The organism is Nocardioides jensenii JCM 1364 = NBRC 14755 (genome assembly GCF_001552535.1).
GTDB lineage: Bacteria > Actinomycetota > Actinomycetes > Propionibacteriales > Nocardioidaceae > Nocardioides > Nocardioides jensenii.
Genome location: NZ_BCRJ01000011.1, coordinates 24155 through 49884, shown reverse-complemented (window position 1 = coordinate 49884; position 25730 = coordinate 24155). Strand labels below are relative to the sequence as shown.

Annotated in this window: 25 protein-coding genes; 2 read left to right on the top strand and 23 right to left on the bottom strand. The window is 69.1% G+C overall.

Annotated elements, in window-relative coordinates; all coding sequences use genetic code 11:
* Positions 1-59: 59 nt before the first annotated feature.
* From NJ4_RS05630 to NJ4_RS05535, 20 genes are all read right to left on the bottom strand, one after another.
* Entirely contained in the window at positions 60-1595 is a 1536-nt protein-coding gene (locus NJ4_RS05630; RefSeq protein ID WP_067431563.1) for an ATP-binding protein, read from the bottom strand.
* Positions 1596-1843: 248 nt separating this feature from the next.
* Positions 1844-3382, bottom strand: a complete 1539-nt coding sequence (locus NJ4_RS05625; protein WP_067431468.1) for an SCO6880 family protein — start codon at positions 3380-3382, stop codon at positions 1844-1846.
* On the bottom strand, positions 3379-4755 hold the full coding sequence (locus tag NJ4_RS05620) for a hypothetical protein (protein ID WP_067431465.1): 1377 nt from the start codon (positions 4753-4755) through the stop codon (positions 3379-3381). Before NJ4_RS05620 ends, NJ4_RS05625 begins: the two co-directional genes overlap by 4 nt.
* Before the next feature lie 8 nt (positions 4756-4763).
* Complete coding sequence (locus NJ4_RS05615) at positions 4764-5582, bottom strand: hypothetical protein (protein WP_067431462.1); 819 nt, start codon at positions 5580-5582, stop codon at positions 4764-4766.
* 1 nt (position 5583) lies between these two features.
* Positions 5584-5913 carry a hypothetical protein gene (locus NJ4_RS05610; protein ID WP_067431459.1) on the bottom strand — a complete coding sequence of 110 codons (330 nt, stop codon included), beginning with the start codon at positions 5911-5913 and terminating at the stop codon, positions 5584-5586.
* 19 nt (positions 5914-5932) lie between these two features.
* A complete protein-coding gene (locus NJ4_RS05605) occupies positions 5933-6880 on the bottom strand; it encodes a hypothetical protein (RefSeq protein ID WP_067431456.1) in 948 nt (315 codons plus the stop codon).
* Entirely contained in the window at positions 6877-7125 is a 249-nt protein-coding gene (locus NJ4_RS05600) for a hypothetical protein (RefSeq protein ID WP_067431453.1), read from the bottom strand. Before NJ4_RS05600 ends, NJ4_RS05605 begins: the two co-directional genes overlap by 4 nt.
* Before the next feature lie 76 nt (positions 7126-7201).
* On the bottom strand, positions 7202-8101 hold the full coding sequence (locus tag NJ4_RS05595) for a hypothetical protein (protein ID WP_067431450.1): 900 nt from the start codon (positions 8099-8101) through the stop codon (positions 7202-7204).
* 318 nt (positions 8102-8419) lie between these two features.
* A complete protein-coding gene (locus NJ4_RS26875) occupies positions 8420-11668 on the bottom strand; it encodes a LysM peptidoglycan-binding domain-containing protein (RefSeq protein WP_067431447.1) in 3249 nt (1082 codons plus the stop codon).
* A gap of 25 nt (positions 11669-11693) precedes the next feature.
* Entirely contained in the window at positions 11694-12107 is a 414-nt protein-coding gene (locus tag NJ4_RS05585; RefSeq protein WP_245644472.1) for a pilus assembly protein TadG-related protein, read from the bottom strand.
* A gap of 26 nt (positions 12108-12133) precedes the next feature.
* Positions 12134-12850, bottom strand: coding sequence for a TadE/TadG family type IV pilus assembly protein (locus NJ4_RS05580; RefSeq protein WP_067431441.1), 717 nt, complete (start codon positions 12848-12850; stop codon positions 12134-12136).
* Positions 12847-13260, bottom strand: a complete 414-nt coding sequence (locus NJ4_RS05575; protein WP_067431438.1) for a TadE/TadG family type IV pilus assembly protein — start codon at positions 13258-13260, stop codon at positions 12847-12849. The genes NJ4_RS05580 and NJ4_RS05575 overlap by 4 nt, the downstream gene beginning before the upstream one ends.
* Positions 13261-13309: 49 nt before the next feature.
* Positions 13310-13507, bottom strand: coding sequence for a hypothetical protein (locus tag NJ4_RS05570; protein ID WP_057294254.1), 198 nt, complete (start codon positions 13505-13507; stop codon positions 13310-13312).
* Between the two features lie 36 nt (positions 13508-13543).
* Positions 13544-14443 (bottom strand): hypothetical protein, encoded by a 900-nt coding sequence (locus NJ4_RS05565; protein ID WP_067431435.1) that lies wholly within the window; start codon positions 14441-14443, stop codon positions 13544-13546.
* A 5-nt stretch (positions 14444-14448) separates the two neighbouring features.
* Positions 14449-15324: a type II secretion system F family protein gene (locus NJ4_RS05560; protein WP_067431432.1), complete on the bottom strand. Its 876-nt coding sequence runs from the start codon at positions 15322-15324 to the stop codon at positions 14449-14451.
* Positions 15324-16823 carry a CpaF family protein gene (locus tag NJ4_RS05555; RefSeq protein ID WP_067431429.1) on the bottom strand — a complete coding sequence of 500 codons (1500 nt, stop codon included), beginning with the start codon at positions 16821-16823 and terminating at the stop codon, positions 15324-15326. The genes NJ4_RS05560 and NJ4_RS05555 overlap by 1 nt, the downstream gene beginning before the upstream one ends.
* Positions 16823-17656: a hypothetical protein gene (locus tag NJ4_RS05550; protein WP_067431426.1), complete on the bottom strand. Its 834-nt coding sequence runs from the start codon at positions 17654-17656 to the stop codon at positions 16823-16825. The genes NJ4_RS05555 and NJ4_RS05550 overlap by 1 nt, the downstream gene beginning before the upstream one ends.
* On the bottom strand, positions 17656-18435 hold the full coding sequence (locus NJ4_RS05545; RefSeq protein ID WP_067431421.1) for an SAF domain-containing protein: 780 nt from the start codon (positions 18433-18435) through the stop codon (positions 17656-17658). Before NJ4_RS05545 ends, NJ4_RS05550 begins: the two co-directional genes overlap by 1 nt.
* 2 nt (positions 18436-18437) lie before the next feature.
* Positions 18438-18953: a hypothetical protein gene (locus NJ4_RS26515; RefSeq protein ID WP_245644471.1), complete on the bottom strand. Its 516-nt coding sequence runs from the start codon at positions 18951-18953 to the stop codon at positions 18438-18440.
* 392 nt (positions 18954-19345) lie between these two features.
* The gene (locus tag NJ4_RS05535) at positions 19346-20146 is read right to left on the bottom strand and encodes a hypothetical protein (protein ID WP_157550782.1); all 801 of its coding nucleotides are present in this window, start codon (positions 20144-20146) and stop codon (positions 19346-19348) included.
* 411 nt (positions 20147-20557) lie between these two features.
* Between NJ4_RS05535 and NJ4_RS05530 the strand changes: the two genes are divergently transcribed.
* Both NJ4_RS05530 and NJ4_RS05525 read left to right on the top strand, forming a co-directional pair.
* Positions 20558-20914 carry an ArsR/SmtB family transcription factor gene (locus NJ4_RS05530; protein WP_067431416.1) on the top strand — a complete coding sequence of 119 codons (357 nt, stop codon included), beginning with the start codon at positions 20558-20560 and terminating at the stop codon, positions 20912-20914.
* A 111-nt stretch (positions 20915-21025) separates the two neighbouring features.
* Positions 21026-21412 (top strand): hypothetical protein, encoded by a 387-nt coding sequence (locus NJ4_RS05525; RefSeq protein WP_067431413.1) that lies wholly within the window; start codon positions 21026-21028, stop codon positions 21410-21412.
* Between the two features lie 87 nt (positions 21413-21499).
* Here the strand turns inward: NJ4_RS05525 and NJ4_RS05520 are convergent, their stop codons facing one another.
* The 3 genes from NJ4_RS05520 to NJ4_RS05510 form a co-directional block, all read right to left on the bottom strand.
* Positions 21500-22573 carry a PDDEXK nuclease domain-containing protein gene (locus NJ4_RS05520; protein ID WP_082748202.1) on the bottom strand — a complete coding sequence of 358 codons (1074 nt, stop codon included), beginning with the start codon at positions 22571-22573 and terminating at the stop codon, positions 21500-21502.
* Positions 22570-23019 (bottom strand): hypothetical protein, encoded by a 450-nt coding sequence (locus NJ4_RS05515; protein WP_217996772.1) that lies wholly within the window; start codon positions 23017-23019, stop codon positions 22570-22572. The genes NJ4_RS05520 and NJ4_RS05515 overlap by 4 nt, the downstream gene beginning before the upstream one ends.
* A gap of 154 nt (positions 23020-23173) precedes the next feature.
* Entirely contained in the window at positions 23174-25693 is a 2520-nt protein-coding gene (locus NJ4_RS05510; RefSeq protein ID WP_217996771.1) for a hypothetical protein, read from the bottom strand.
* Between the last annotated feature and the right edge of the window lie 37 nt (positions 25694-25730).

The window sequence follows — 25730 nt, the reverse complement described above, 5'->3', positions numbered from 1 at the left end:
CACGCAGACGCCGAGCGGGTGCAAGTTCGACGCGAAACCGTCAGAAATCCGGCGAACATTCAGGTCACCGGGTCGATCGCGTCGTTGGTGTACGTGAGCCGCCTTTCGAGAGGCGTAAGCAGCGTCTGCACCTTGTACCGCTGGTCGCCGACCATCCACAGGGCGCGGCCCTTCTCCTGCATCGCCCAGTTCGTGATCACGGACTGCTGCATCTCCGAGAGCCCCATCAGACGGCCGAGCTCGTCGGCGACCGAGTCGTCCTGACCCATCAAGATCCGCACGTCGGAGAGGTTGAGCAGGTCCTTGGCGATCTGAGCGGCCTGGCTGCCCTCGTCGCCGGCCGAGAGCGGGTCGGAGGGCTTGTGGTAGGTCACCAGCTGGATGTCGCCCTCGGTGCGAGAAAGCCGCAGGTTGGCGTCCAGCGCCATGACCGCGTCCAGCGACAGCCGGGTCTGCAGCCACGCCTCGTCTCGGAGCACGATCCGCCGATCACCTGCCGATGCGGTCTCCCGCATGCCCTGACCCCAGGAGTTGAGGCACATCAGCGCGATGCCCACGGCGACCTTGTTGCCGGTCTCGTGAAGCGAGCGCAGCGACAGCGTCTGGATCGGTGCACGCCAGTCGGGGTTGAAGGTCGACTCGGTGTCGAACATGCCCTGCAGCGATCCCTCGCACAGCGCACCCAGCGCGTCGCGCAGCGGCCGGGTGCCGTCGTAGAAGTCCTGCTCGGTGGCGTAGCGGCAGTCCGCGACCAGGTCTTTCGTGGGCGAGTCCAGTGCTGCCCACACTTGCGGGATGGTGACCGGCTTGAGCCGGGAGGCGCCAACAGACCAGCCGGTCAGGTGCCGCAGCACCTTGTTGATGACCCGCTCCTCGGTCGGGGTGAACGTCACGCCCTGGGAGCCGATCAGGCCCCGGATCAGGAACAGCCAGCGGTTGAAGGTCACGTTCGCGCGGCGGTGCTGCTCCTCGCGAGTCTGCTTGTCCCAGTCCACGCCGAGCGGGCCGAGGTCGAGTGGGTTGATCCGGCCCGCGAGACCGGGGCCGATGCGGAACGGGTCGACGCCGAGGAACCGGGCGAGGTCCTCGTACTCGTCCTTGACGTCGCCGAGCACCAGGGACCGGTAGCCGTATCGGATCATCCGGAGCATGAACGCCTTGACGGTCGCGGACTTCCCGCGGCCCGGCTTGCCGAAGATGAAGATGTTGGGGTTGGTGACCGGGATCGAGTCGTCGAGCACCCAGCCCATCGGGTCGCAGTAGAACTTGCCGCCCGAGAGGACGTCGTATCCCATCTCGGCACCCCACGGCGGGAGCCCGTCACCGGAGATCAGAGGCCACAGGACCGGGGTCTCCTCCGAGGTCATCTGATAGCCGGCCAGCGGCGGCATCGTGGCCGCCCACCCATGCCCCATCCGGCGTACGCCGTTGGGCTTGACCGAACCGGGGAACAGTTTTTCAGCCGGGGGATCCGCGACCGGAGCCGCCTTGCGCGGCATCGTGGTCCCGAAGTCCGACAGCAGGTCGTCGATCGTCCGCGACGACGGCCGCGAGGTCTTCGAGCCACCACGAGCGCGGGTCTTGGTCGCCGCCACGCTCACCACTCCCCCGTCGTCACGCGCGGCGAGGGGTGCGTGGTCGCCATCGCGTGCAGGCGACCGACCAGCGGCGGTCCCGCCGCGCCCAGGTCCGAGCGGTTCCTCGATCGCGTCGACATCACAGGTGTCTCCTTCGGCAGGGCGGATTGGTGCTCCATGCCTGGAGAAGCAACAGCCCGGCCGCCAAATCGGACATCTGACGACCGGGTTGTTTCAGGCCGGGCCGGGTCTGCGCGCTTCTCGGGTTAGCGGCGCTTCTTCGGCAGGCCTGCCCCCAGCGGGATCGCGGACACGGCGAAGGCCGCGTCGTGTGCCCCGTCCAGAGGGAGTGGGGTGAAGCCGCTGATACGAATGGAGGCGTCGAGACGGCGGCCGAAGTCCTGGATGTTCCACCCTGCCGGAACCGTGACCGAGACGGCCGAGGACACCTTGACCAGTGAGCGACCCATCTCGAGCTTCTCGTCGCGCTCGTGCAGCTTGCCGACCGACTGGCGGTCCTTGGCCCGTTCGACCTTGCCGGCCTTCTCGCGCAGCGTGCCGGCCATCACCGCTGACATCTGCGCCCGGCCGGTGGCCCGGTCGGCCGCCTGCTGCGAGACGGGCCGGTAGAACACCGTCAGCGCGCGCCGCTCGCCTGGCTGCGATGGGACCAGCACCCGCGCCAGCGCACCCATCCGGGCGCCTTTGCGGGGCAGCAGGATGGTGGAGGAGATCGACTCCCACTCCCCGTGCCGGTAGGACCGCAGCGCGGTCGACGCGTTCGTCGGACCGGCGGCGCCAAGCGGGACACCGGCCGTGATCGCCGGGGCTTCGCGGTGGTGGATCGCCGCGTCCGCGAGCGCGGGCGCATCACCGGGCTCGAACCCGGTGCGGATCGCCACTGCGAGCTCGGAGCTGTCGAGCCAGTACACCCGGGTGCAGCCGATCGACCCGGTTAGTCGGGCCTCGACCTCGGCCAGCACCGAGTACAGGATCCTCGCCCGGCCCATCACGCCTCGCCCGGCGCGCTTGGCGTCCTTGTTGATGACGTCCTCGCGAACCACCACGGTAATGAACGCCTCGCGGCGCACGGCCGCGCCGGCGGTCATCGACTCCAGTTGAGCGTTGACCCGGGCTGAAACCTCGGGCTCGTCGGGGCGCGCGTTGTGACGCACCCACTCGTCGCGCTCGGTGCCGTCGTCGGGGATGGTGCGGACCTGAACGACGACCAGGTCGATCTGGTTGCCGGCGGTCGCGGCCTCCATCATCTCGGTGAGGCCGGCGCCCATGCGGAACCGATCTGCGTCGTCGCTCATCCCGATGCCGGGGTGGACGACCCGCGCGGTGGCCGCCCACGTGCGGGTTGCGTGGTTCTGGATGATCGCCGGGCGTGCGGTCTGTCCGGTCATCGGCGGGCCGTCGTGGATCTGGATGCTGGACAGGATGCCGGGCAGGTCCGCCTCGCCCGCGTCGCCGTCGTCCTCATCGTCGTCGGCGTCGCCGAGGTCGAGGTCACCGGCGGCGGCCTTGGACTGGAACCGGGACCAGCCGAACGCTGCCCCGGCCAGGTGCCGGAACAGGACGCCGATCCACTGGAAGGCCGAGTGGCCTCGGATCGGTAGGCAGGTCAGTAGCGCAATCACGCCCCACATCGGGACGAGGCCGAGCAGTGCGAGCCACTGCCCGATGGCGATCGCCATCCAGGTCGGGAACCCGGCGGCCAGCACCATGAAGAACTGGGGGCCGGTGAGCCCGAAGAGCCAGGCCTGCCGGTCACGGGTCGCGGATGCTCCGTAGACACTCATGCGATGAATGCTCCGTCCTCAACTGCGGCCTGGGCCTCGGGTGGAATGTCGTTGGCGACGCCGTCGCCGTTGGTGTCGTTGAGGGGCCGGAGCTTCTGTCCCTGCTGTCCCTGACGTTTCTGCTTGGGGGTGTGGTCGGTCGGGTAGTAGCCCTGGTTGCCGATGCCGGACTGGCCGAGCACGTCGACGCTCATCGAGGCGCCGGCCTGGGCGACATTCCCGGTCTTCTCCATCGCCCCGCCGACGACCCCGCCGACCTTGCCGCCGAGCTTCTTGCACCCCGAGGACTGGAACCGGTTCGCGGTTTCAGCGTCAGCACCGTTCTCTGAAGTAGTGCGGCCGTCCGAGGCGGTCTCGCTGGCAGCACCAGAGCCGGACGCCTGGCCGCCGGCGCCCTTGCCCCGAAGCAGTCCGGCGACGCCGCCGTTGGCGTCCATCGTCGACCGGAACGAGGCACCCGAAGCGGTGCCGGGGTCGACGAAGGCCAGCAGCCGGAACAACACCAGCGGCATGAAACAGGCCACCAGCATGATGATCGACCCGACGACGGACATGCCGATGTTCTCTGACGTCGAGGAGAAGTGCAGCGGATTGTCGCCAAGGCCCTTCTCCTGGCCGTCGGGCATGCCGGCCCAGGCGAACTGCGTGCCCATTCCCACCACCAGCGCCAGCAGCGGCTCCATCAGCACGCAGGCCAAGAACCAGCGGATCGACTTCCACATCCACGACTTCGTGCCCTCCGACAGCGCTCCCGCGGCAGCCATGGGCATGGTGGCCACCAGGATCAGCAGCGCCGCGGAGCGCACCATCATGATCACCATGTGACCGAAGGACGCCGGGATCAGGATGAACAGCGCACAGATCCCGAGCGTGGCTGCCTGGGTCGTGCCCGAGACGCGGTCCACGAACCCGTCGCCGGCCGCGTAGCCGGAGAAGCTGTCGACACCGAGCAGCGTGTCCAAGATGCCCTTGGTCAGCCCGGAGGCGGCGGCGATGAACCCAGCGCTCACGGTGATCCAGCAGGACAGGACGACGCCGTACTGGACCACCCCGGCCGCCAGGGTGCCGAACCCACGGCCGTCCTGCCGGATGACCGCGAGGCCGATCTGGCCGAACGCCATCACCAGGGCGATCACCAGGGCGATCCACAAGGTGACCGAGTACAGCTTGGCCAGGTCGGGGTCGGCGACGTTGGGGGTGAAGTTGTCGATCAGTCCGAAGGCGGTCTTGAGCAGCCACAATGCGCCCGACCAGATCGACATCATCATCGACGTGAACCCGTCGGCCAGGCCCTCCTTGGCCTTGTCCCCAAGCCAGTCCAAGGGGTTGAGATCGATCATGGGGACGATGCCCGCAACGGTCTGCGTGCTCATGACTGAGCTCATGACTGGGGCACCTCCAGCCACTGGTAGCCGGCGTCGAAGGAGGCCTGGGAGCCGGGCCACAGCGACGGCGCCGGTGACGGCTCCTCGCCCTCGCCGATCACCCATCGGCCGTCCTGCCACACCATGCGCTGGCAGTCGGCGGCCGCGACCTGCTGCGGCTGGCCTGACGCGGTGGTGGCGGTGATGATGAAGTCGATGCACGGAATGACGAAGTCGTCCCCGACCGTGCCCTTGATGAACCCCATCTTCGGCTCTGCGCCGATCGTGATCGTGTTCTGCGCCTCCGAGGACATTCCGGCGGACTCCAGGAGCGCGGCCAGGCCCCGCACACCCGACCAGCTCTCGGCCGTCGGGCCACCAGGGGCGGCCCACGCAGTGATGACCTCCTGGGCCACTCGAACCGACGCCGAGGTCAACGCGGTCGTGTCGATCGCGGCCAGCTGAGCCAGGGCGCCCTCCGGCGTGTGCGGGAACCCGGTCGCAACACCGACCTCCCCCACCTCCATCGGTGCCGGGATCTGGAGGGTGCCGGTCTCGCCCGAGGACAGGCTTCCGGGCTGTGCGGCCTCCAAGGGCGCGTCGGGCAGCTGCTTGTCGGCGAGCTGGTCCTGGGCGGGCTGTGCCGAATCGGACCCGGTTCCGTCGCCGGACGAGGAGCCGGTGAGCATGCTGACCACCGACCACACGGCCCCCGCTGCCATGGCGAGGACGACGACGGCCACGGCCCCCAGCAGGATCTGGAGCCTGCGGCGGGTCCATTCGGTGTCGGGGTCAACCAGCTTTGACTGGTAGACGTGTCGGGTCCGGGTGAGCATGTCAGCAGCCGTTCCCGACGATGCCGTTGAGGATGGCGTAGATGCAGACGAACGCGATCGCGCCGATCACGGTCCAGAACAGCCCCGAGGCGCCGATCTGAGCGGCCCGGCCCATCTGGCCGAACTTCCCCACGATCAGCGCCCCCGCGGAGGCGAAGCCGGCGCCGATGATGATGGCGATCACGCCGTACTTGACCCAGCCGAGGATGTCGTTGACGTACGGCTTGACTCCGGTCGGGGCCTGAGCGCACACGTCGCCGACGCCTTCGGCCTTGATGTTTCCGGCGGCCGCGATCTGGATGGCGACCTCCGAGATGGTCTCGATGATCATTTCTTCTCCTTCTTTCCTTTCAGGTCCGGTTCGCCGTCAGCGGGCCGGTGATGGTGGTGATCCGCTTCAGCAGGCGCTGGGAGGGGCTTGTGAGCTGCTTGGGCAGTGGGTCGGGGCCCAGACTCGGCAGGGCCTTGGCGGGCAGCAGCGGCGCGAACAGAACGGCCTCCTGCTGTCGAGCTACGCGCAGCAGCCGGCCGGCGGGGGCGAACTCGCGGTCGCTCCAGCGGGCCGCGCCCACGACGACGACCACGACCCCGTCGCGGGTGAGCTGGTCCTCGAGGTCCGCCAGCGCCGCCTCGGTCTGGCTCAGTGCCAGTCCATGCGGCCGGGTCACCAGGACCTCCGCGCGTGCCGGGGTCGTGGCGACCCAGGAACCCGCCCCGGAGGCGGCGAGCTCACGCATCGACCAGCCGGCGTCCAGAACCGTCAGGTCGACGCCGTCCACCGACCTCGGGCTGGGCACCTCCCCGGGCATCCGTACCGGTTCCTCGACGCGGTCGATCAGCACGCCGTCGCCGCGGCGGCCGCGGCGCCATCCCTCAGCGGCGCCGAGCTCGGTGACCGTGGCGCCCAGCAGTCCGGACCACGCCGGAGCGGCGGCATCAAGCACACGGGTGCGGATACCCGCGGCGTCTGCGACTTCGGCCAGGGCGAGGGCGATCGTCGAGGCCCCAGCGCCAGCGTTGGCGGCACGCACCCGCACCAGCGGCCCGGCCCCCGTCGACACCGTCGACACCGCCGACGTGGCGCCCGGGCTCGGCGTGGAGCCGTCACCACGGGAGGCACGGTCACGCTCCCCCTCGGTCGCGGCGGTCACTTCGAGGGTCGCGCGCGGGTCCTGGTCCCCGGCCGTCTCCGGTGTCGAGGGTCGCGTGGCCGGGGTGGCGAACTTGCCGGCCGCCAGTGCGGCAGCGGCAGCCCGCAGCTCGCGGGTGGAGTACCGGGTCGCGGTGCTGGTGCTCATCGGGTCGCCTCGATCCGGGCTGCCCGGAGCCGCAGCGCTTCACGGAGAACGGCGGCGGGGGTGTTGCGGAGTACTTCGCGTGCCTCCGCGGCCTCGACGGCGTCGGCGCGCAGACGCGCAATCATCCGCTCGATGTCGGACAGCGCGTGGTCGACGCTGTGGTCGGCCACCACGTCCAGCAGCTGCGCGGCGACCTCGGGGGTCGGCTCGGGGACGGTGACTGCGGTGTGTGCCTGCTCGCTCATGTTTGGAGAAGCAACCGCGCCCTGTCCGGATCGGACAGGGCGCGGCGAGGTTCTTCGAGAATGCTGAGCGAGGTGCTCAGGCGATGGCGGCCAGGTACCTCGGGGCGGCGTCCCGCAGCCGCGCGGCGGTGCGGTCGCGGCGACGCCGGATCGTCCGCATCGCGACGCCGTGGCGCTCGCCGACGACCCGCTGCGCCTCCTCGCGACCGAGGCCGTCGTTCTCCGCGGCAAGGAGCTCGACGAGCAGGTCGATCTGCTCGGTGTCGATCACGCCGACCTCGCGCGCCCAGATGAGCAGGTCGGCCAGGTCCTCGACCGGGTCCTCGACGTCGGGGACCGCGAGGATCAGGTCGCGGTCCTGGCTGGCGCGGCTGGAGCGGCCCGCGCCGTCGGTATGGCTGCCGAGCACCAACGAGTTGTTCGTCTCGGTCCGTGCGTCCAGGGACGTCGTGTCGATCCGGGAGACCATACCGGCGGCCGGGCGGCTCAGTCGCTGCCGGGCGCGGCGCAGCAGGTAGGTGGCGGCGTGACAGCCCACCTGCGGTTCGGCTCCCTTGACCTCCTCCCACACCGTGGCGTTGACGTCGTCGATCTCGCACACGTCGGCCAGGGTCATGGCTACCCGGTTCACACCGTCCTCGAGCAGCACCGCCACTGCCAGCGCGGCGTCGTCGTCGTCGCCCCCGCGCCGGGACCCGAGGGCGGTTAGGCCGGCCACCACCTGATAGCAGCGCTTGTCGCGTCGACGCCATCCTTCGCGTGCGTCCTCGAGGCTGGCGAACCCGGCCAGCCGGGGCTCGACCTGCTGCCACTCGGTCCACTTCCCGGACCCCTCCAAGCTGCTGATGACCGAGGTCGCCAGGGCACTCTGGGCCTTGCGCCGCCGGTGCTGGCCGTCGCTCCACGACAGGCGTGGGTTCGGGATTTGGGATGCGGCGCCGATGGTGACTTCGTGGACGGGGTGACTGGCCGACATGGCGGTCCTCCGAGAGAGGCGATCAGGACGCGCCTACTGCAGAACCGACCCCTCACCACCTCGCTCACCACAGCGCTCACCACACCCCCGGACCGGCCCGGTGACCGCTCACCACACCCGCTCACCAAACGCAAAACCGCAGGTCAGAGCCGGTGAGGCCGCTCACCAGCCCCCTCCGAGAAGAAGTCAGAAAAGTGCGTCCGAACGGTTGCGGACACCCCCGTGGGCGACCAGAAAACGGGCTTCGGCCCTGTCCCACCATCCAGGTGAGACAGGGCCGAAGCCGTCCTCGAGAGCCCCGTCGGAGCCTGCCGCGAGCTACCCGGTGGCACCCCACTCGCGCTGCTCCACGACGGCCTCCGAACGCGGCGGGAGGTCCTCGTCGTACCGGTCGAGGACCTGCTCGCGGATGAGCTCGCCAGCGGCGTCACGACCGCTCTCGGCTTCGGTGGCCGCGGCCTCGTCGAGCCACGCGATGTCACTATGAGGGCTGGCCCTCCTGGCTGCGTCACAGGCCACCCGGACCAAGTCGGTCCGGCCAGCCGTGACCGCCCGCGTCGCCAGGATGTGGGCCGCGTCATGGATGGCCCCCACCAGGAGCTCGTCCCACCGCTGCTGCCCCGACTTGAACAACCACTTGAACCGGCTCTCGGTAGCCGCCTCGAACGGGGCACCAGTCACCAACGACAGCGCGGTCACCAAGTCCTCCTCGCAGCCGTTGTCACCACGGCGCTCGGCCCGGTGCTTGAGCCGCACGAACAAGTCCGCACTGTTGAGGACCCCGCCGGTCCCCCGCACCAGCTCGTACGTGGGGCTGGTGCCCCGCCGGGCGCCAGCGCTCATGCTTGCGTCCGGCAGCCAGTCGCTCCCGTCGGGCCGGGTGCCCAACAGGAAGCGGGCGTTGGTGGCACGGTTCTGAACCGTCTTCTGCGTCTTCCACCCGCACGCTACGGCGGCACGCTCCCCCGTGACCCCTTGGTCCTGAACGGCCAGGTAGGCGATGAAGGAGACCGTGCCCCCAGCGTTGTCGATCGCCGCGGGGTCGCCGCCGTTGAGTGCGGTGACCGAGACCGGACCGAGCAGGTGCACCTTGGGCCGCGGCGAGGACTCGTCGAACCAGTCAGCGACGTCCTGGTCCAGCGTCGGGTCGAGTGCCGCGATCTCGACGCGGACCTCCTCGGGAACACTCGGCGCGGCCGAGGCGAGGTCTTCGGTGGTCGTGGCCGCGGTGGCCAGGTAGACCTCGTCGGCATCGGGCAGCATCGAGGACGGGTCGTTGCCCTCGGTGCGCCGCGGCTCGGTGTACTCCTCACGCAGCGACCCGTCGGCACGGGCGTACTTGCCCAGCGGACCATCGTCGGACTGCGTGGCCGGCACCGGCTCGTCCTCGAGGTTGCGGGTCGAGGCCATCAGCGCCGCCATGGCCTCCGCCTCGGAGGTCGGCAGCGTGAAGGCCTTGACGCTGATGCCCCACATCGACAAGAACGCCATCCCGTCGCCGGCCAACTCCACGGCCGGCGTCTCCTCAGCCCCGTGCACGACCACGACCCGGGAGCGGTCCCGGTCCTCGATGTCGGCGACGAACTCGCCCTCGGGACGGGAGGACACCACGACCACCACCGGGTTGGTGCTGTCCAGCAGCAGCCCATCGCGGCGGCGCGTCAACACATCAGCATCCAGGTTCTGCTCGCCCTCGCCCATCTCACCGGTCAGCACAGCTGCCCGGGCCAGGGCGTCGCTGCGCTGGACCTGCCGCAGACGGGCGGGGTTGAGGCCGATCGTCTCGGTCCCGAACTGGTCCGCCAGCAGCACCTCACTCCCCTCCGACCATGCATTGACCGCCAGCTCGGCCACCATGAACCGCGCCAGGTCAGCCACCTGCGCCGGATCGCCGCCGATCCCGCACATGCCCAGCGTCTCCAGGTCGAGCAGCCAGGTACGACCGCCCTCGTCCTGGCCGATGGTCACCAACGCCGGGTACGGGGCCGGCTGGTTCTCAAGGTCCTCCTCGAGGAAGGTCCAGCGCGGCAGCATCCAGGCCCGGGCGTCATCGGTCGCGGTCCAGCCCTCCGGCGCTTCGCCGGGGGCGGGGTCGGTGAAGAGCAGGGTCAGGTCCTCATCGCCCAGCACGGCGGCGCCAAGCTGGGGAAGCCGGTGGCCTGCCACCTTGCAGCACGCGGCGATGTGCCGAAGAGCCCGGTCGAGGAACGCGACGTCCTCCTGCGCCTCTGAGCCGTGCTCGAGGATCGCCTGTTCCACTTCCACGAGCTCGTCGGGCGTCGAGGCAATCGTGCGGCCGATCCGGCGCCTCCGGAACTGGCGACGCCGGTTGCCGGCCACCAGTCCCAGGGCTCCCACCGACAGACACGCGGCGGTGGCCAGCAGCGCCCGCAGGCCCGTGATCCCGCCCTCGTCGCTGGCCTCGTCGGCTTCGGTGGAGACCTGCTCCGTGCTGCCCGGGGCCACCTGTGCCGATCCTTGCGACGGTGCGGTCGGCGTAGCCGGCTCCGCGGGCGTCTGTTGCTGGTCCTGCGCAGCGTCGATGTCTCCGCCGGAACCGTCGGCCCCCGTGTCGTCTCCCTGACCGTCCTGGCCGTCGGTGGACTTGCCGGGCACGTGGTCGCGCTGCCCGGGCTCTCGCTGGGGCGGCCGGCCGGTGCCCGTGGCCGGGTCGACGTCACCAGCGCCCGGCAGTACGAGAACCTGTCCGGGGTAGATCAGGTCGGGGTCACTGCCGATGACGTCCTTGTTGGCCTCGTACAGCGCCTGCCAGTTGTCGGGGTCGCCGGTGGTCTCCTTGGTGATCCCGGTCAGCGTTTCACCGGCCGCGACGGCGTGCTCGGTCTCTGCGCCGGGGACCTGGTCGCCGGGCAGGTTGGTCGCATCGACGGGCAACAGCAGCTCCCAACCAGGCTCGATGCTGCGCGGGTTTGTGAAGGTGCGGCCGTCGGACATGGCCCGCCCCTGATTCAGGTCCGCGATCTCCTGCCAGCGGAACCCGTCGCGAAGGTGCTTCTCGGCCAGGCCCCACAAGGTGTCGCCCTTGTCAGTAACGATCCTCGGATGGTCGGCCCGCTGGTCCTGGGTGCTGTCCGGGGCCCCCTTGACCGGCGAGGCGGCGGGACTGGCCCCCGGGTTCGCGACCGGAGCCTGGTGCGCCACATGGGTGACAGGCCGCAGAGGTGCCGCCGGGGCAGCCTCCGAGGTGCCTGCGTGCGAACCGAGCAGCGTCGTCGAGGTGACTCCGACCGCGAGCACGGTGTGGACCAGCATCCGTATGAACCTCTGCTGGCCACCGACCGCGATCGGCAGCCTCGAGGCCCCCTCGGTCTCGTGTCGCAATGCGGGCGGGATCTCCCACAGGGTGCACAGCAGCAACTGCGCCCACACGAACCAGCCCAACAGCGAGACCATCCCGAGCACGGCCGAGTTGCTCATGAGCGACAGCTCGTTCAACCCGCCGTCAGGCCACGCGTTGCCCACAGCAGCGAGCAGCAGGGCAGGGAACCCCACGAGGAGGCCCAGCAGCAGTGCGAGGGCTCCGAGTCGCTTGACCAATCCCAGCATGATGTTTCTTCTCTCTCCCGGGAACCTAGTTCGGGCCCGTGATGGACGTTGCGGTGCCGGTCTCGTCGACCGGGAAGCTTGTGAAGCCGAGGACATTGAGGAACGCGTTGTCCGATCCACCGGTCACCCTCACCGTGACGTCGAGGCCGTCGATGTTCACGGTGCCGCTCCAGCCGGCCTGCTGCAGGATCTGGTTGGCGCGGGCGGTCGCGGTCGCCTGGTTGATTCCTTCGGTGCCGTCACGGACGCCGCGCATCTCGTCGGCGGCCGCACGAGCGGCCTGCTCAGCGGCGCGGTGCGCCGCGATCCGCTGATTCATGGCGTTGCCGCCGTCATAGACCAGGCCCAGCAGCACCAGGAACACCCCCGAGGCCATGAGGATCGTCCACGTCGAGACCACACCCCGCTCATCGCGCCGACGCCGCAGCCGTCGGCTCATCGGGGACGTCAGAAATCGTGAACCCGTCACGGCAGCCGCCGGTACTGCTCGATAGGGACCACAGCCGTGCTGGTGAAGTTCTTGGCGCCAGGCAGGCCGAACCCGACAACGTCGCTCAGGTTCGCGTGGCAGGTGACCTCGACCCTCACGTGTCCTGAGGTGCGGAAGTCGGTTCCCGCGAACGACACGGTCAGGCGGGTGCAGGCCTTGCCCCGGTCGGCCAGCGCATCCTCCGCAGCGTCTCGGCCGGCGATCTGTCCTGCCTGGAAGTTCGATTCCAGGGATGCTGCCCGCGCGGCCGCATAGGCAGCGTCATCAACCTGGCTGTTCGAGTCGACTATCCGTCCGCCGCCGACGACGACGGTGATAAATCCGACGAGCACGGTAGTCATCGCCAGCAGCTCGACGGCGGCGTAGCCACGCTCGTCCCGGGGTGCGCGAAGACGCTCTCGCCAGGAACGGCCGTGGCGCGAGTAGGGGTGGCGGGAGGAACGGAGCGACTGGACCACGACCCACGGCGAGGCAAGGTTCCTGTCGCGTCCGACTCGCCAAGACCCATCTGTCTGGCGGGTGACGCTCTCCCCGCCGATCTTCAGCGGCTCGTCGTCGGGCGTCAGCTCCTGGAGAGCGGCCATCAGGTCCGGATGCTGGACTGCGAGCGCTTCATCGCCGCCGGGGCCGTCGTGGCTGAAGGAGCCGATGACGTCTCGCCAGTCTGGTGTCGCGCTCGGCGGCCGCGTCATTCTGCGAACCTCTCCCGTGGCACGGTGGCAGTCGCGGAGACCTGCTTGGTGAAGCCGGGCACGAGAGTCATCACCTCGCCGGAGACGGTGACGGTGACCTCGGTCGCCCCCACCTTGATCTTGACGCTGGTGTTGGACAGGTCGCTGCCAGAGTCGGCCAGGTACTCGTTGGCGGTCTGCCTGCCAGCGTCCTCGGTGCCTTCCCAGGAGGCCGCGTCGACCGCTGCCTCACGGGCCGCGGCGTGCACGATCCGGTCGTTGTACAACTGCACCGACCACTGCACCAGCATCAGGAAGACCAGCATCACCAGCGGCATGACGACCACGAACTCCGGGGCCGCGATGCCGCGCTCGTCGCGGCGGCGCGGCAGCAGGCACCCCAGGGGCCGGAGGCGCTTCCGAATGGTCATGGCTGGTCTTCTTCGTCGCGTTGTCCAGTAGCAGCGTGGATCTGCGGTCCTACTGGCCGTTGAGCTCGTTGCCCTTGTTGGTGACGAAGGTGCGCACGGCGATGATCGCCAGTGCCGCGATCGCCAGGATGCCGAGCAGCAGCACCAGGTACTCCGGTGCCGAGGCTCCGCGTTCGTCTCGCTGGGCGACCTCCCAGCGGGAGCGCCAGTACTCGATCGCCATCTTCAGGTGGGTGGACTCGTTCATGAGATGGTTCCTTTCTTCAAGCAGTAGAGGTTCGGGCTAGGCGGTGAACAGGAACAGGACGCGGGCGAGGATCACGTACGCGGCGGCCACCAGCGCCATGACCATCAGGTTGTTGCGCATCGCGTCGGTGGACTTGTTCGCGCGGGCGTGGGCATCGGCCAGTCGGGCATCACGCATCGACTGGGCGCGGGCGATGAGGGTGTTGCGGATGCTGGAGCCCTCGTCCTGCGCCAGATTCAGCGATGCCCGGAGGTCGAGCAGCTCCACGACGCCGAACCGCTCACCGACCTCGCCCAGCGCCTCCCACGGGGTCATGCCGTTGGGCCGGGCGTTGTCGATCGCGTCGTAGAGGGCGTGGAAGGCCCACCCGGTGCCGATCTGCGCCACGGTGGGCAGCGCGTCGGCGTGGCTGCGGCCGCCCTCCATCGACATCACGACCAGGTCGAGGAAGTCCGAGAGCGCGTCGCACAGTGCCTCGCGGCGCTTGCCGGCGGTCTCCCGCAGCTGGCGGACCTCGCCGATCACCGCGACCACGGCACTCACGAGCCCCAGGGCGGGAGCGACGAGGATCGGGATACCCAGTCCGGCGGCGTTGCCGAGCAGCACCAGCGCGACCGGGCCGAGAAGGCCGATGAGGAACCACACCAGAAGCTTGGCCAGCCACTCCTCCATCGGCTGACCCGTGACGGCGAGGTCACGCTCGTAGGTCTGCATGTCGTCGGGGCGGCGGGTGCGCAGCTGCTCGGCGAACCACTCCGCGGCCCTCTTCGACCAGGTCTGGTCCTCAGGTGCGATGTCGAGACGGGCACGGCGACCGGCCCGGGCGCGTGCCCGTTCCCACCGAGCCGCCTGGTCGGCCAGCGGCGGCGCGGAGGGGAACGCCAGCCGGTGGAGCCGCAGCAGCCCGAGGCCCGCCACCGCGGAGACGATCAGCATCGGAATCACCAGGCCACCTCCCGGCCCGTGGCCTGTGCCAGGGCGTCTGCCCCGGACAGGAATCGGGGGTGTGGCTCAGGGGAGGCCAGCCGCTGCAACCGCACCAGCAGGCCCACGTAGACCGCGGCCAGCACGGCGAGGACCATCTGTCCGTACACCGTGCTGTACGGCTCGACCCAGCCGCGCAGGAAGACCGCCTGCAGCCCGGCCAGCGCGAGCAGGCCGAGCGCGACCTGGTTGGACTGACGGCGGACGCCGTTGCGCTCGGTGAGCACCTTGCGGCGCATCTCCAGCTCGGCACGAGTATTGGAGGCCAGCGTCGTGAGCACCCGCTTGAGGCTCCCGGCACGCTGCTGGGCTGTCAGCGAGAGTGCGATCACGACTTTGTCGGCGCCCCGGTCATCGACCTCGTCGGCGAAGTGGGCCAACGCGACCGGCAGCGGCGTACGCAGGTCCAGGGCGTTGACCAGGTTCCGCAACGGCCGGCGCAGCAGCGCCGGCGCACCGTCCAGGGTTGCCGGCAGCGCCTGCTCCAGCCCCGACTCGGAGGCAGCGGCATCGCGCAGCGACTCCGTCCAGTTCGCGATCGCCTCGATCTTGGCCACGCTGTGCTTCTCGATCGCACCCGAGCGCGCCAGCTTCGGCCACAAGATCACCACAGCGACCGCCATCAGCCCGGCCACCGGCCAACGGGTCAAGATCCCGACCACGACGCCGACGATCAGCGCGATCGTGACCTGCCGGGCAGCCTGCTGGGGGTCGGCCACCTTGCGCCGGGCCGTGGTCACCCGCGCCGGGAGCAGGTTCTTGCCGCGGGCGGTGCGGATCACCCCGATGATGCCGAGGCTGACCGCCAGGACGCAGGCCACGAAGAGGGTCATCAGATCTGCCACCCCTCATCGCCGTTGGCACCGCTCGGCTCGGCGAACCTGTTCAGGTCCGTCGTGCCATCGGGGTCCCAGCCGACATCGAGGAGGGCTTCCTCGCGGATGATCGCCTTCCGGGTGAACTCGGTGCGACCGGTGGCCCTGTTGTACTTCCACAACTCGGTCGTCTTCACGCCGTCCTCATCACGTCCGGCAACCTCACGGATCGACTCGACGATCCGGCGCTGACGGCCGTCCTCGGTGCGGATCCGGCGAAGGAACACGATGAAGTTCAGTGCGTTCGCGATCAGGCCGTTGGTGGCCTCGAACGGCAACCGCTCCTGAGCCTGCAGAGCGTAGGTCTGGATCTTCCCGATGACATCGCGCGAGGAGTTCGCGTGGATCGTGCTCAGCGACCCGTCGTTGCCCTGGGCCATGGCGTTGAGCATCGTGATGACCTCATCACCCAAGACCTCGCCCACGATCACCCGCGAGGGGTTCATCCGCAGCGAGTTGCGCACCAGGTCGGCCAACCCGATTGCGCCTTCTCCTTCGACGTTCGCCAGCCGCTCCTCGAGCGGCACGATGTCGGGGTGGCGCTCGGGGTCCTCATGCAGGCCGAGCTCGATGGACCGCTCCACGGTGACCAGACGCTCGATCGGGTCTATTTCGGAGGCCAGCGCCCGCACAAGCGTGGTCTTCCCCGCACTTACGGCTCCGGCGATCATGATGTTCTGACGCGCCTTCACCAGCGCGGACAGGAACGCGGCGAGGTCGTGGTCGACGGTTCCCTCGCTCAGCAGGTCCTTGGTGCGCAGCGACTCCGGAACCCCGGCGGCGCGCTCCCGCTCGGCCAGCCCGGGAAGCGGAAGCAGGGTGGCCCTCTTGTGGCGGTGCTTGCGGATCGAGATCGACAGACCGTTCGCGCTCACCCCCTGGACCGCGTGCAGACGTGAGCCGTCGTGCAGCCTGAGGGTGACGTTGTAGTTGATCAGATCGAAGGGACGGGTGGACAGGCCGTCGTGGGCAGAAATCGTCTTGACGATCTCCTCCAGCTCCTTGTCCGAGGAGGCGACCGGCGGCATCTGCGCCTTGGTGCCGTCGGCGTAGGTGACGAACACGTTCTGCCAACTGTTGATCACGATGTCCTCGGCCTCGGGATCCTCCAGCAGCTGATCGAGGTTGCCCGCGCCGAACAACTGGGCCTTGAGCGCGGCCTCCAGCCGGTCCCGGGCGTCTTCCTCCAGCGGGTTGTGGCCGTCCTCGACCAGGTCGGACTCGTACTCGGCCAGCACCGAGGCCAGCAGGGCTTCGGTGTGCTGCCGGGCGTCCTCGCCCTTGGGGATCGGCTGGCTGTTCCGGCGGAACTCCTCCAGCGCCTTCCCGCGGCGAGCACCCACGCGCGACTGGAGACGCTTGACCAGTACCTGGTCGACCGGCACGAGCTGCTTCAGGTGCATCCCGTTCACGTGCGCGCCACGGCCATTCGAGCTGGCTCCGTTGTTGCTGTTCATCACGCCTCTCCCCCCTGGCCGGCGTACGCGTCCACCGCTGCAGCCTCATGCGCGCCGTACGGCCCGACACCAGCGGCCTGGTTGATCTGGTCGTTGAGTACGCCCGCGGACCTCAGCAGCGGCGTGCGCTCGTTCTTGCCGCCGACCTGGCCGGCGTGAATCGCCTCGACCCCTGTGGGGTCCAGCGCGATCCAGCCGATCCCGGCGATGACGCCGGCGGCGTTGCTCGGCGCCAGCATCCGACCGACGTGCTCGAGCACCGACCCGGCGATCCGCTTCGGCGTCACCACCACCGGCACCACGATCGGCGGGGCGTTGCGGATGTTCGCCAGCACCGGAGCGAGCCGCTCCAGCCTGTCCTTGAGGTGCATCACCGCACCCACCTCGGGGCGGGTCACCATCACGACCACATCGGCGGCCGCCGCCACCGGGATGCTCGGCGAACTGGAGTGGATCCGTCCGAGGTCGGCAACGACGCGCGATGCAGAGGCGCGCAGCGCCTCGGCCAGTGGAGCCCAGTTCTTCACGCCTGCGGCCTGCTCGGCCGAGAAGTGTCCCGGCACTATCCGCGTCGATCCCGTGAACTCATGGGCCTTGCTGGCCGCCAGACCGGGGGTCACCGACGTACGTGCCTCGGTCGCCAAGGTCAGCACCGTCGGAGTCGGCGGGAACGCCTCACCATGGCCACCGGGTGCTACACACCCCAGGGCGAGGTCACCGCCGTACGGGTCGGCCTCGACCACGATCGTGGGCTCCGGTGTCGAGACGCCCAGCGCCAACGACGTCGTCGTCGACCCCGGGGCGCCGCGGTCGCAGCACACAGCGATGAGCATCAGCCCTGCCCTCCGGCAGCGCCGTCGTCCTGCGGGGCGGAGTCAGCTGGGTCACCCTCGGTAATCGGGGCCTGCAGCAGCGTCAGCTGCCCCACCGCCCCGTACGCCGCCACCGTCTTCGCGTCGGTCTCCGCGATCAGGATCGTGACCACCACGGTGCCGTCATGCGACTGCTTCGAGGAGTACACCGTGGCACCGGCCGAGATCACCACCGGGTCATCGAGAGCCTTCGGGTCACCCGCCTGCCCCTCCTGCGGCACCGCGATCGCGTCGACCACCGAACCAGGGGCCAAGGTCTCAGGCACCCGGCCGGCCGGGAGGTTCACCGCGATCAGGCGCTTGCCCTCCTGCGGCAGCAGGTCGCTGGTCAGCGAGTCCTGTGTCAGCACCTGACCCGGCAACAGTGCGACCGTGGTGCGCTGCCCGAACACCGAGTCGACATCGGAGACCAGGATCGCCCCGTCGATGCCAGACACGCTTCGCGAGACCAGGAGCGGGTCCTTGGAGGTGCGGACATCGTCCTCGGTGATCGGGTGCCCAGCCGGGATCGGCTGGGCAACCACCAACACCTCCTCCACGCCGCCCTTGTTGACATAGAGCCAACCGCCCGCGATCACCGCCGCGATCACAACCAGCACGCTCATCAGCATCTGGCCGTACTTCCGCGGAGCCTTCGACACCGCCTTCGACAGCGAGGCCGCACCAGGCAGGCCGCCCGGCAGCGGCGCCGCACGTCGGTCGTTGGCCCGGCGCGACGTCCAAGAATCCAGGCTGGTCACATCTACCTCACTACTGTCTGTCGCTGATACACCGTGATCGAGGTCGAGTCACCGGCGAGCGCGGTCACGTCGCCGAGGTCGCCGCTGGTCTGGCCGCCGCAGTTGCCGGTACAGGTCCAGCCGACCGAGTAGTTGATCCGAGCCGACACCGTCCACTTGTCGCCCTCGGGGTCCTTCATCTCGTCGTAGGCGTACGAGCAGTTCGTCGGCGCGTCCTCAGGCATCCCCTTGACCCACTCACGGCCGGGACCCACACACGAGACGGTCGCTCCGTTGCCCATGTCCCACGAGGTGTAGTCCGGCGTCGCCGTCAATGTGACCGTCGCGCCCGCAACCGTCAGGCTCACCGACACGTCGTGCCACTGGCCCTCGGGGATCCACATCCAATTCGAGTAGCTGATGTACGTGTGGTAGGTCGGTGGCGGCGCGATGTGCGCGTTGGCCAGTTCGAACGGAGCCCGCTCCACGAGCTGCTGCGCCACCTGGCCCGGGTCGATCACCGCCGCCCCGTTGGGCACGAACCACACGTTCTCGGGAACCGAGACCGTGGGATCGCACGACCAGATGGTGCCTTCGGCCGGGTCATGGCCACCCCAAAGGGGGCTGTTCGCCTCGGGCTGCGGGTCCAGCGGGAATGCGTAGCAGTTGTGGGCGCTGTTCCAGATGAAGCCGTAGTCGTTGACGCAGATCCCATTCGGAGCGCCGGGGCAAGCCGGTCCGCTAGGCCCATCGCCCGCATCCCCCGGGTCGCCGGGATCAGTATCCCCCGGGTTCCCTGGGACGGTGTCGGAGAGGCAAAGTCCCGTCTCGTCGACCGGGTCAGGAGGGCAGTCCGCCATTGCAGGGCTGCTGGTGCCGATCACCAGAACCACGACAAACGAGACCAACATCGCGGCTGCTGCCGCAGCACTCACTCCGCGGCGCACGACTTCTTGTCCTTCAGATCTGTCTCGTAATACATCCAGCCATGCTGCTCGTCCGGCTTGGTCATCGTGATCAGCAGCGGCGTCACGAGATGCTTCGGCTTGTTGATCTTCTGCGGCTTCCCGTTTCGGGTGTAGCGCAGAGGCTCGTAGTCGGTGCATTCGACGATCACTACTTCGCCTGACTTGCCACCGTTGTTGAGCCGAACTGACTTCACGTAGGACCACAGAGCTTCGACGTCGGTCTCTCGTCGCAGGCCGCCCTTCTCGTAGGTCTCACCCAAAGTCACCATGTCGCGCTGCCACCAGAAGTCGTACTCCTGGAGCGTGGCCTTGGCTCCCGGGGTGAGCACGCCGTTCCGGTAGATCTCGGCCGAGAGCTGGCGCCACTTCTGCCAGCGGGCGAGGGCCTTCTTGCCCGCGGCCAGCTCTGCCTGGGTGAAGTTCGATTCCCAGTCAGTTGGCGGGCCGCCTGCGTCGCTGGTAGGGGTCGGCGACGAACTCGTAGTGGGTGGTTGCGTCGGGTCGGCCTTCGGCTCGTCGTTACCCCCGCAGCCGGCGAGGGTTCCCGCCAGGGCGAGAGCGGTTGCAGCGATGAGAGTGCGCTTCATGAGCGTCCTTCCTGAGCCCGAGTCGCCCGATGCACGGGCCTGGGGCACCAGTCTTGACGACATGGCCGACGGGTTGCCGACCGCGCCGTACTGCGCGTCGGGTTCAAGGTGACGTCCTTCCCTCTGGGTGGGGCTCTCTAACAGCGAAGGCAACCGGCGGCAGTACAGATCGGACACCGGCGGCGAGTAATCTTCGGAACGCGCTCGCGCGCCTCAGTTGAATGGGGTGTCGCAGCGTCAGACGCGGCAGCTGGTGCGGTGGCCCGGCCACCAGCGGCGGCTGATCGATGCCGCGGGTCGCAGCTCCACGCGGATCAGCGAGCGGGGAGTCTGGCGCACCGAATCTCGCCGGGGGCGTCTGTGCCCCCGGTTGTCGGATCTGCTGACGCATCCCCAAGACCGCGCGTCCTTCCCGCCCCGGCCCGAACCGGGGCCTTCATTGTCCAAGACGCCGTCAAGCCCGACGCTCTGGACTGACCCGTGGTTCCCACCACCGGATCCTGTTCTGCATTACCCTGAGCATGACACATGACAGGTGCTAAAGACACGTCATAACGAAAGGTCCGGCGAGTTTCGCGTTCCGGCACAATGCAGCGCGTGCCACGTCTGTCGAAGCCGCCCACGATGCCCGAGGGGGTGCTGGCAATCATCGACGCGATTGGCAACAGTGCGCGCACCGAGATCCTGCGGCACCTCTCACTCCGGGCCATGAGCGCGCCGGAACTAGCCAAGGCAATCGGCGTCGACCCCAGTCAGGTGCGCCGTCACCTATCTGCGCTCGAGGACCTGGGACTGGTCACCGCCGACCACCCGCGGGGCGACCGCCGTGCAAAGGGGCGGGTTGTGCTGTGGGAGACCGACCCCGCCCGCGCTGAGGAAGTCGGCAAGATCTGGATCGACTACGTCGCTGGTCGCCCTCTTCCCGACCCCGAGCAGGATCAGTAGGAGCGAGGCCGGTGGCGCGGAATAGCGCGGCGGAGAAGCCCTGGTGGGACAACCTCTCCCCGGCCGCCCGCGCCGGAACGCACCGCAGCGAAGCGCCTCGAGTTCGATCAGATGTCGATCAGCCAGCAGTCTGCGCTGAAGTCCCGTCTCTCCGGGCGACGCATCCGCGCCGGCCTCCACGAGCTCGATCAGTACAAGACCTGGCTACGGAGCGTCCCGGCCGACGAGCACGTCGCCCGCAGCGAAGCGCGTAATCAAGGGTTCAAGGCCCTCTCCCCCGCCGAGCGAGGCGCCTCCGTCGCCGCCTGGGATCGCCACCGACTCCGCTACGGGCTAACCGCGCAACGTCTCGCCACCCCTGCCCTCGACGAATGGCCAGCGACCCCCGACCTCGAGCAGGCAGCACTCCTGCCCAACGGAGCCACCGCGCGCGATGGAGCGTTCCTCGAGCGCCAGGGCAACCTTCTCGACGACGTCGAACGCCAGGCCGCGGGCTAGAAAACACCCAGTTCCAGCCCACCGTCGTGGGCCGGCAAACCAAGCCTCGGGTTCGTCCACCACCGTGATGGTGGACGAACTTCCCGCTCACTCGCCGGAGGGCAGTCCCCGGCGAGCGAGGCGCTCACGTGCGTCGCGCAGGATCGCCTGGAGCCGCTGCTCCAACTCCGCCTTCGGCGGGAGCGCCGTCCAGTACTCCGCGACGACGATCCCGTCCTTGTGCATCTCCAGCAGTTCGACCTGCTCGCGGCTGGCCTCTGTGCACAGGATCAGGCCGATCGGTGCCTCTTCGCTCTCAGTGCGCTCGTACCGGTTGAGCCACTTGAGATACAGCTTCATCTGGCCCTCGTGTCGGGCATCGAACTTCCCGATCTTGAGCTCGACGGCGACCAGGCGCCGCAAGGGGCGGCTGTAGAAGAGAAGGTCGAGGTGGAAGTCGTCGCCGTCGATGATCACGCGCTTCTGGCGCTCGACGAAGCTGAAGCCGGTGCCGACCTCCAGCAGGAAGGCCTCCAGGTCCCGGAGGATCGCAGCCTCCAGGTCCGCTTCGGCGTATCCGTCGTGGAGGCCGAGGAAGTCGAGCAGATAGGGATCGCTGAACGTGTCAGCCGGCACCATCGACCCCGGCTCGATCTGCGAGTTGGCGATCTCGCGGCGCTCGTAGGCCTTGCGCTTGATGGCGCCCTTGAGCTCCCTGACCGTGAGCCGCCCGGCGGCCACCTGATCCGCGTAGAAGGCCCGGGCCTCCTGCGACTTGAGCGGCATGAGGGTCACGAAGTGGGTCCAACTCAATTGTCGCGCCAGCGACGCGACAATCTGGGCGTCGGGGTACAGCTGGGCGAACTTGATCATGCGGCGCAGGTTCTTCTCCTCGAAGCCCCGTCCGAATCGCTCAGTCAATTCTCGCGCCATTGACGCGACAATCTGCGACCCGTAGTCAGCCCGCTCCCCGCCGAGCACCTCGGAGTCGATCAGCGCACCGACCTGCCAATAGGTCAGCGTCAACGTCGCGTTGGCGTAGGACGCGATCGACTCTCTGGCCTCACGGACCAGCGACGACACCCGCTCGACCAGGTCGTCTGGCGTCGCAGCCTCACCGGCCGGGGACCGGCGCACCGGGCTGATGCCGCGCTCCTGACTCGGCGGGGTCGGCTCACTCATGGGTCAACTCTCCCAAGACCGTCCGACACTGACCGGGTCCGGCCGGGCCTCCGCTCGGGGGTGGCCGTGAGCGAGCGGGGCTCTTTGGTCGAGGCGAGCGCGCCCCGGCGGTGCAGCGTGGCCCCGCGACGTAGCAGCCTGCGGGCTGAGTGGAGGCGGAGGCTGTGTTGGAGCACCTGCGAGTCCGCGAGGAGCGCCGTGAGGCGCTGCTCGAGGTCGGCCAGCCCCGACCGCAGGTCACCCACCTCGACCGGGACGTAGTGCGAGGGCCGCCGTTGCCCGAACTCGGTGAGTTCGGCGCGGGCCATGCCCAGGAACGGCAACACGATGGCGTGCTCCTCCTGCCCGGTCGCGTCCTCGAGCGCGGCGAGCAGCGAGACCGCGTAGACGAAGTCCGGGGCCGCGTCGTACACATCCCCGGCGCGATCAGTGGTAGGAACAGCCACCAGTTGTGGTCCTTTCCAGAGGGGTCGGCAGTGGAGTTCTACCCCGCTGCCCAGTGCAACAGAATCGGCCAGCACAGCGCATCCGGCGCGCCCGAACCGGTGGACAACAGTCGGCCACGCCCCGCCTGTGGGCAGGAGTTGGACCAGCCCGTGCTCATCGTGACCACCCCGGCGTGCCCGGTGGCCGCGGACGCTCGCCAGGTCGAGCGGGCGGGGAAGGGGCCGGCGGCGCGATCGCGGGGCGACTCGTCTCACCCGGTTGGGCAGGCGGACTGGGTGGGGTGTCGGGCCGGTATCCGTTAACCGCAGGGGTACCCGGGGCAGTGGGGTCATGCTCGGTCGCGTGTTCGGCGGTGGCCTTCTCGGCGCTGTCGGCGGCCAGCTCGGCCGAGAGCCGGTCCCGCGTCGCGCGGACCTCGGCGAGTTCGCCGGCACGCGGAAAGGCGTCGGCCAGGCCCGCTTGGGCCTTCTCGGCCTCGCGGGTGATCTTGGTGGTGTCCATCTCGACCTCGTCGAGCACCCGCTCCAGGCGCCGGGGGAGGTTCTCGGCCCGCGTCACCAGGCCGATGTTCGGTTGACGGACGTCGCCGGCCTCGACGAGCAGGTGCACGCGCGGCACTTCGACGAGTGAGACGACGTAGCGGGGCTGGCCCATCCACGAGTCCGCGGTCGCCTGCAGGTGCAGCCCGCCCACGTCACCGAGCGGCTGGGGGTCGCGTTGGTATGGCTGCACCGCGAGCAGGGCCCGCTGCAGGGCCGGGGCGGCGTCGGCTCGCTTGCCGTAGGCCGCGCCGTTGATACGCATCGAGAACGCGTCGCCGTCGGTGTCGCGGCGCAGTGGCATCGCCGCGATCAGCTGCTCGCGGTCGGTCGCGAGTCGTTCCAGCCGGGGGCCGGCCTCCCGGATCGTCGCCGCGAGGCTGCGCTGGGCTGCGCTCCAGGCCCGCTCGAGTCGCTCCAGCTTGGTCGTGTCGGTCTCGGCCTTGGCCAACTCCATGATCCTCGGGTCGCCCGACGCGAGGGCCTTTACCTCGGCGTAGGAGAGCGCAGAGTCGCCGATGTCCTCGATCTCGCGCACATCCAGCCGGCCGCGCATCAGCTGGTTGATGAACTTCGCCTTCCGCTCCACCGTCTGCCACAGGTAGGTATCGAAACTCGACTCGGTGACATATCGGTACACCCGGACGGACTCGTTCAGGTTGCCCTGCCGCATGATGCGGCCGTCGCGCTGCGCAAGGTCGGCGGGCCGCCACGGGCAGTCCACGTGATGCAACGCGACCGCGCGGCGCTGCACGTTGGTGCCCACACCCATCTTCTCCGTCGACCCAACCAGTACCGCGACATGGCCGGTGCGGGCCTGCTCGAACAGCCGCGCCTTCGCGCGGTCGTTGTTGGCCTCGTGCATGAACCGGACCTTCGGCGCCGGCACGCCACGGGCGACGAGCTGGGCCTTGAGCTCCTCATAGGCGTTCCAGCCCGCCCCGGTCGGCGTACCCAGGTCGCAGAACACCAGCTGCAGCGCGCCCGGCTCCGGGTCGGCGCCGAAGACCACGTCGGCGTGGTCGTGGTAGATGCCGGCGACCCGCTCGGCAACCGCATCGACCTTCGAGGGCTCACGGTCCAAGAACGCGCCCAGGCCGTCGATCTGATGATCGACGAGCCGTAGGTCGAGCGCGGCCGCGCGGCCGTGGCCGCTGATCTTGAGCATGTTGTCCTCGCTCGGGTCGACCGCCCGCGACGAAACGGCATCGGCCCGCTGCGCGAGCAAGGCCATGAAGTCGACCAGCTCCTGGCTCGGCGGCACCACCACCGTCTCCGGCGCTCCACCCTCGAGGTCGGGGGTGGGCAGGCTGAGGTCGTCGGCGGTCTTCACGTCGGCGACCTGGTGCCACAGCCGCAGCAGCTCGGGGACGTTGTTGAACTTCGCGAACCTGGCCTTCATCCGGAAGCCCGTCCCGGACGGGGAGAGCTCGAGGTCGGTGACAACCTGGCCGAAGGTGGCCGCCCAAGTGTCGAAGTCGCTGATCCCCGCCGCCTCCAGGTCAGCGGGGGCGAGGTAGCGCAGCATCGTGTACGCCTCGGCCACGCTGTTGGCGATCGGGGTCGCGGTCATGAACGTGGCCACCCGGCGGCCGTGGCGGCCGCGTAGGTAGGACATCTTCAAGTCCAAGTCGGTGGCCCGGTTCGACCCGTCCACGGCGACACCGGGGATGTTGGAGGCCAGCCGGAGGTTCTTGTAGCCGTGCGCCTCATCCACGCACAGGTAGTCGATCCCGGTGGCCTCAAAGGTGATCGCGGGGTCACGCTCGACGTCGCGCAGCTTCTTCAACCGCTCCTCGGCCCGCGCCAGTGTGCCCTCCAGCCGCTTCACCGACAGGCCGCGCTCGGACTTCGAGGCGGCCAGCCACATCCGCAGCTGGGTCAACTGCTCGTCGAGGTAAGCCTCCTCGGTGTCCTTGGAGACCGGGATCTTCTCGAACGCCGAGCGGGACATGATGACCGCGTCCCACTCGCCGGTCGCGGCTCGGGCGACGAACAGCTGTCGCTTGTCCTTGACCAGATCCTCGGTGCCACAGGTGAGGATGCGGGCCTGCGGGTAGGCCTGCAGCCACTCCCGGCTGAACTGGTCCTGTTGACTGCACTTCGGAACCCGCCCTGAAATTGCCGAGTGCAATGACCCCCCTTTATTCCCGGGCTGGTTCCCATGGGTC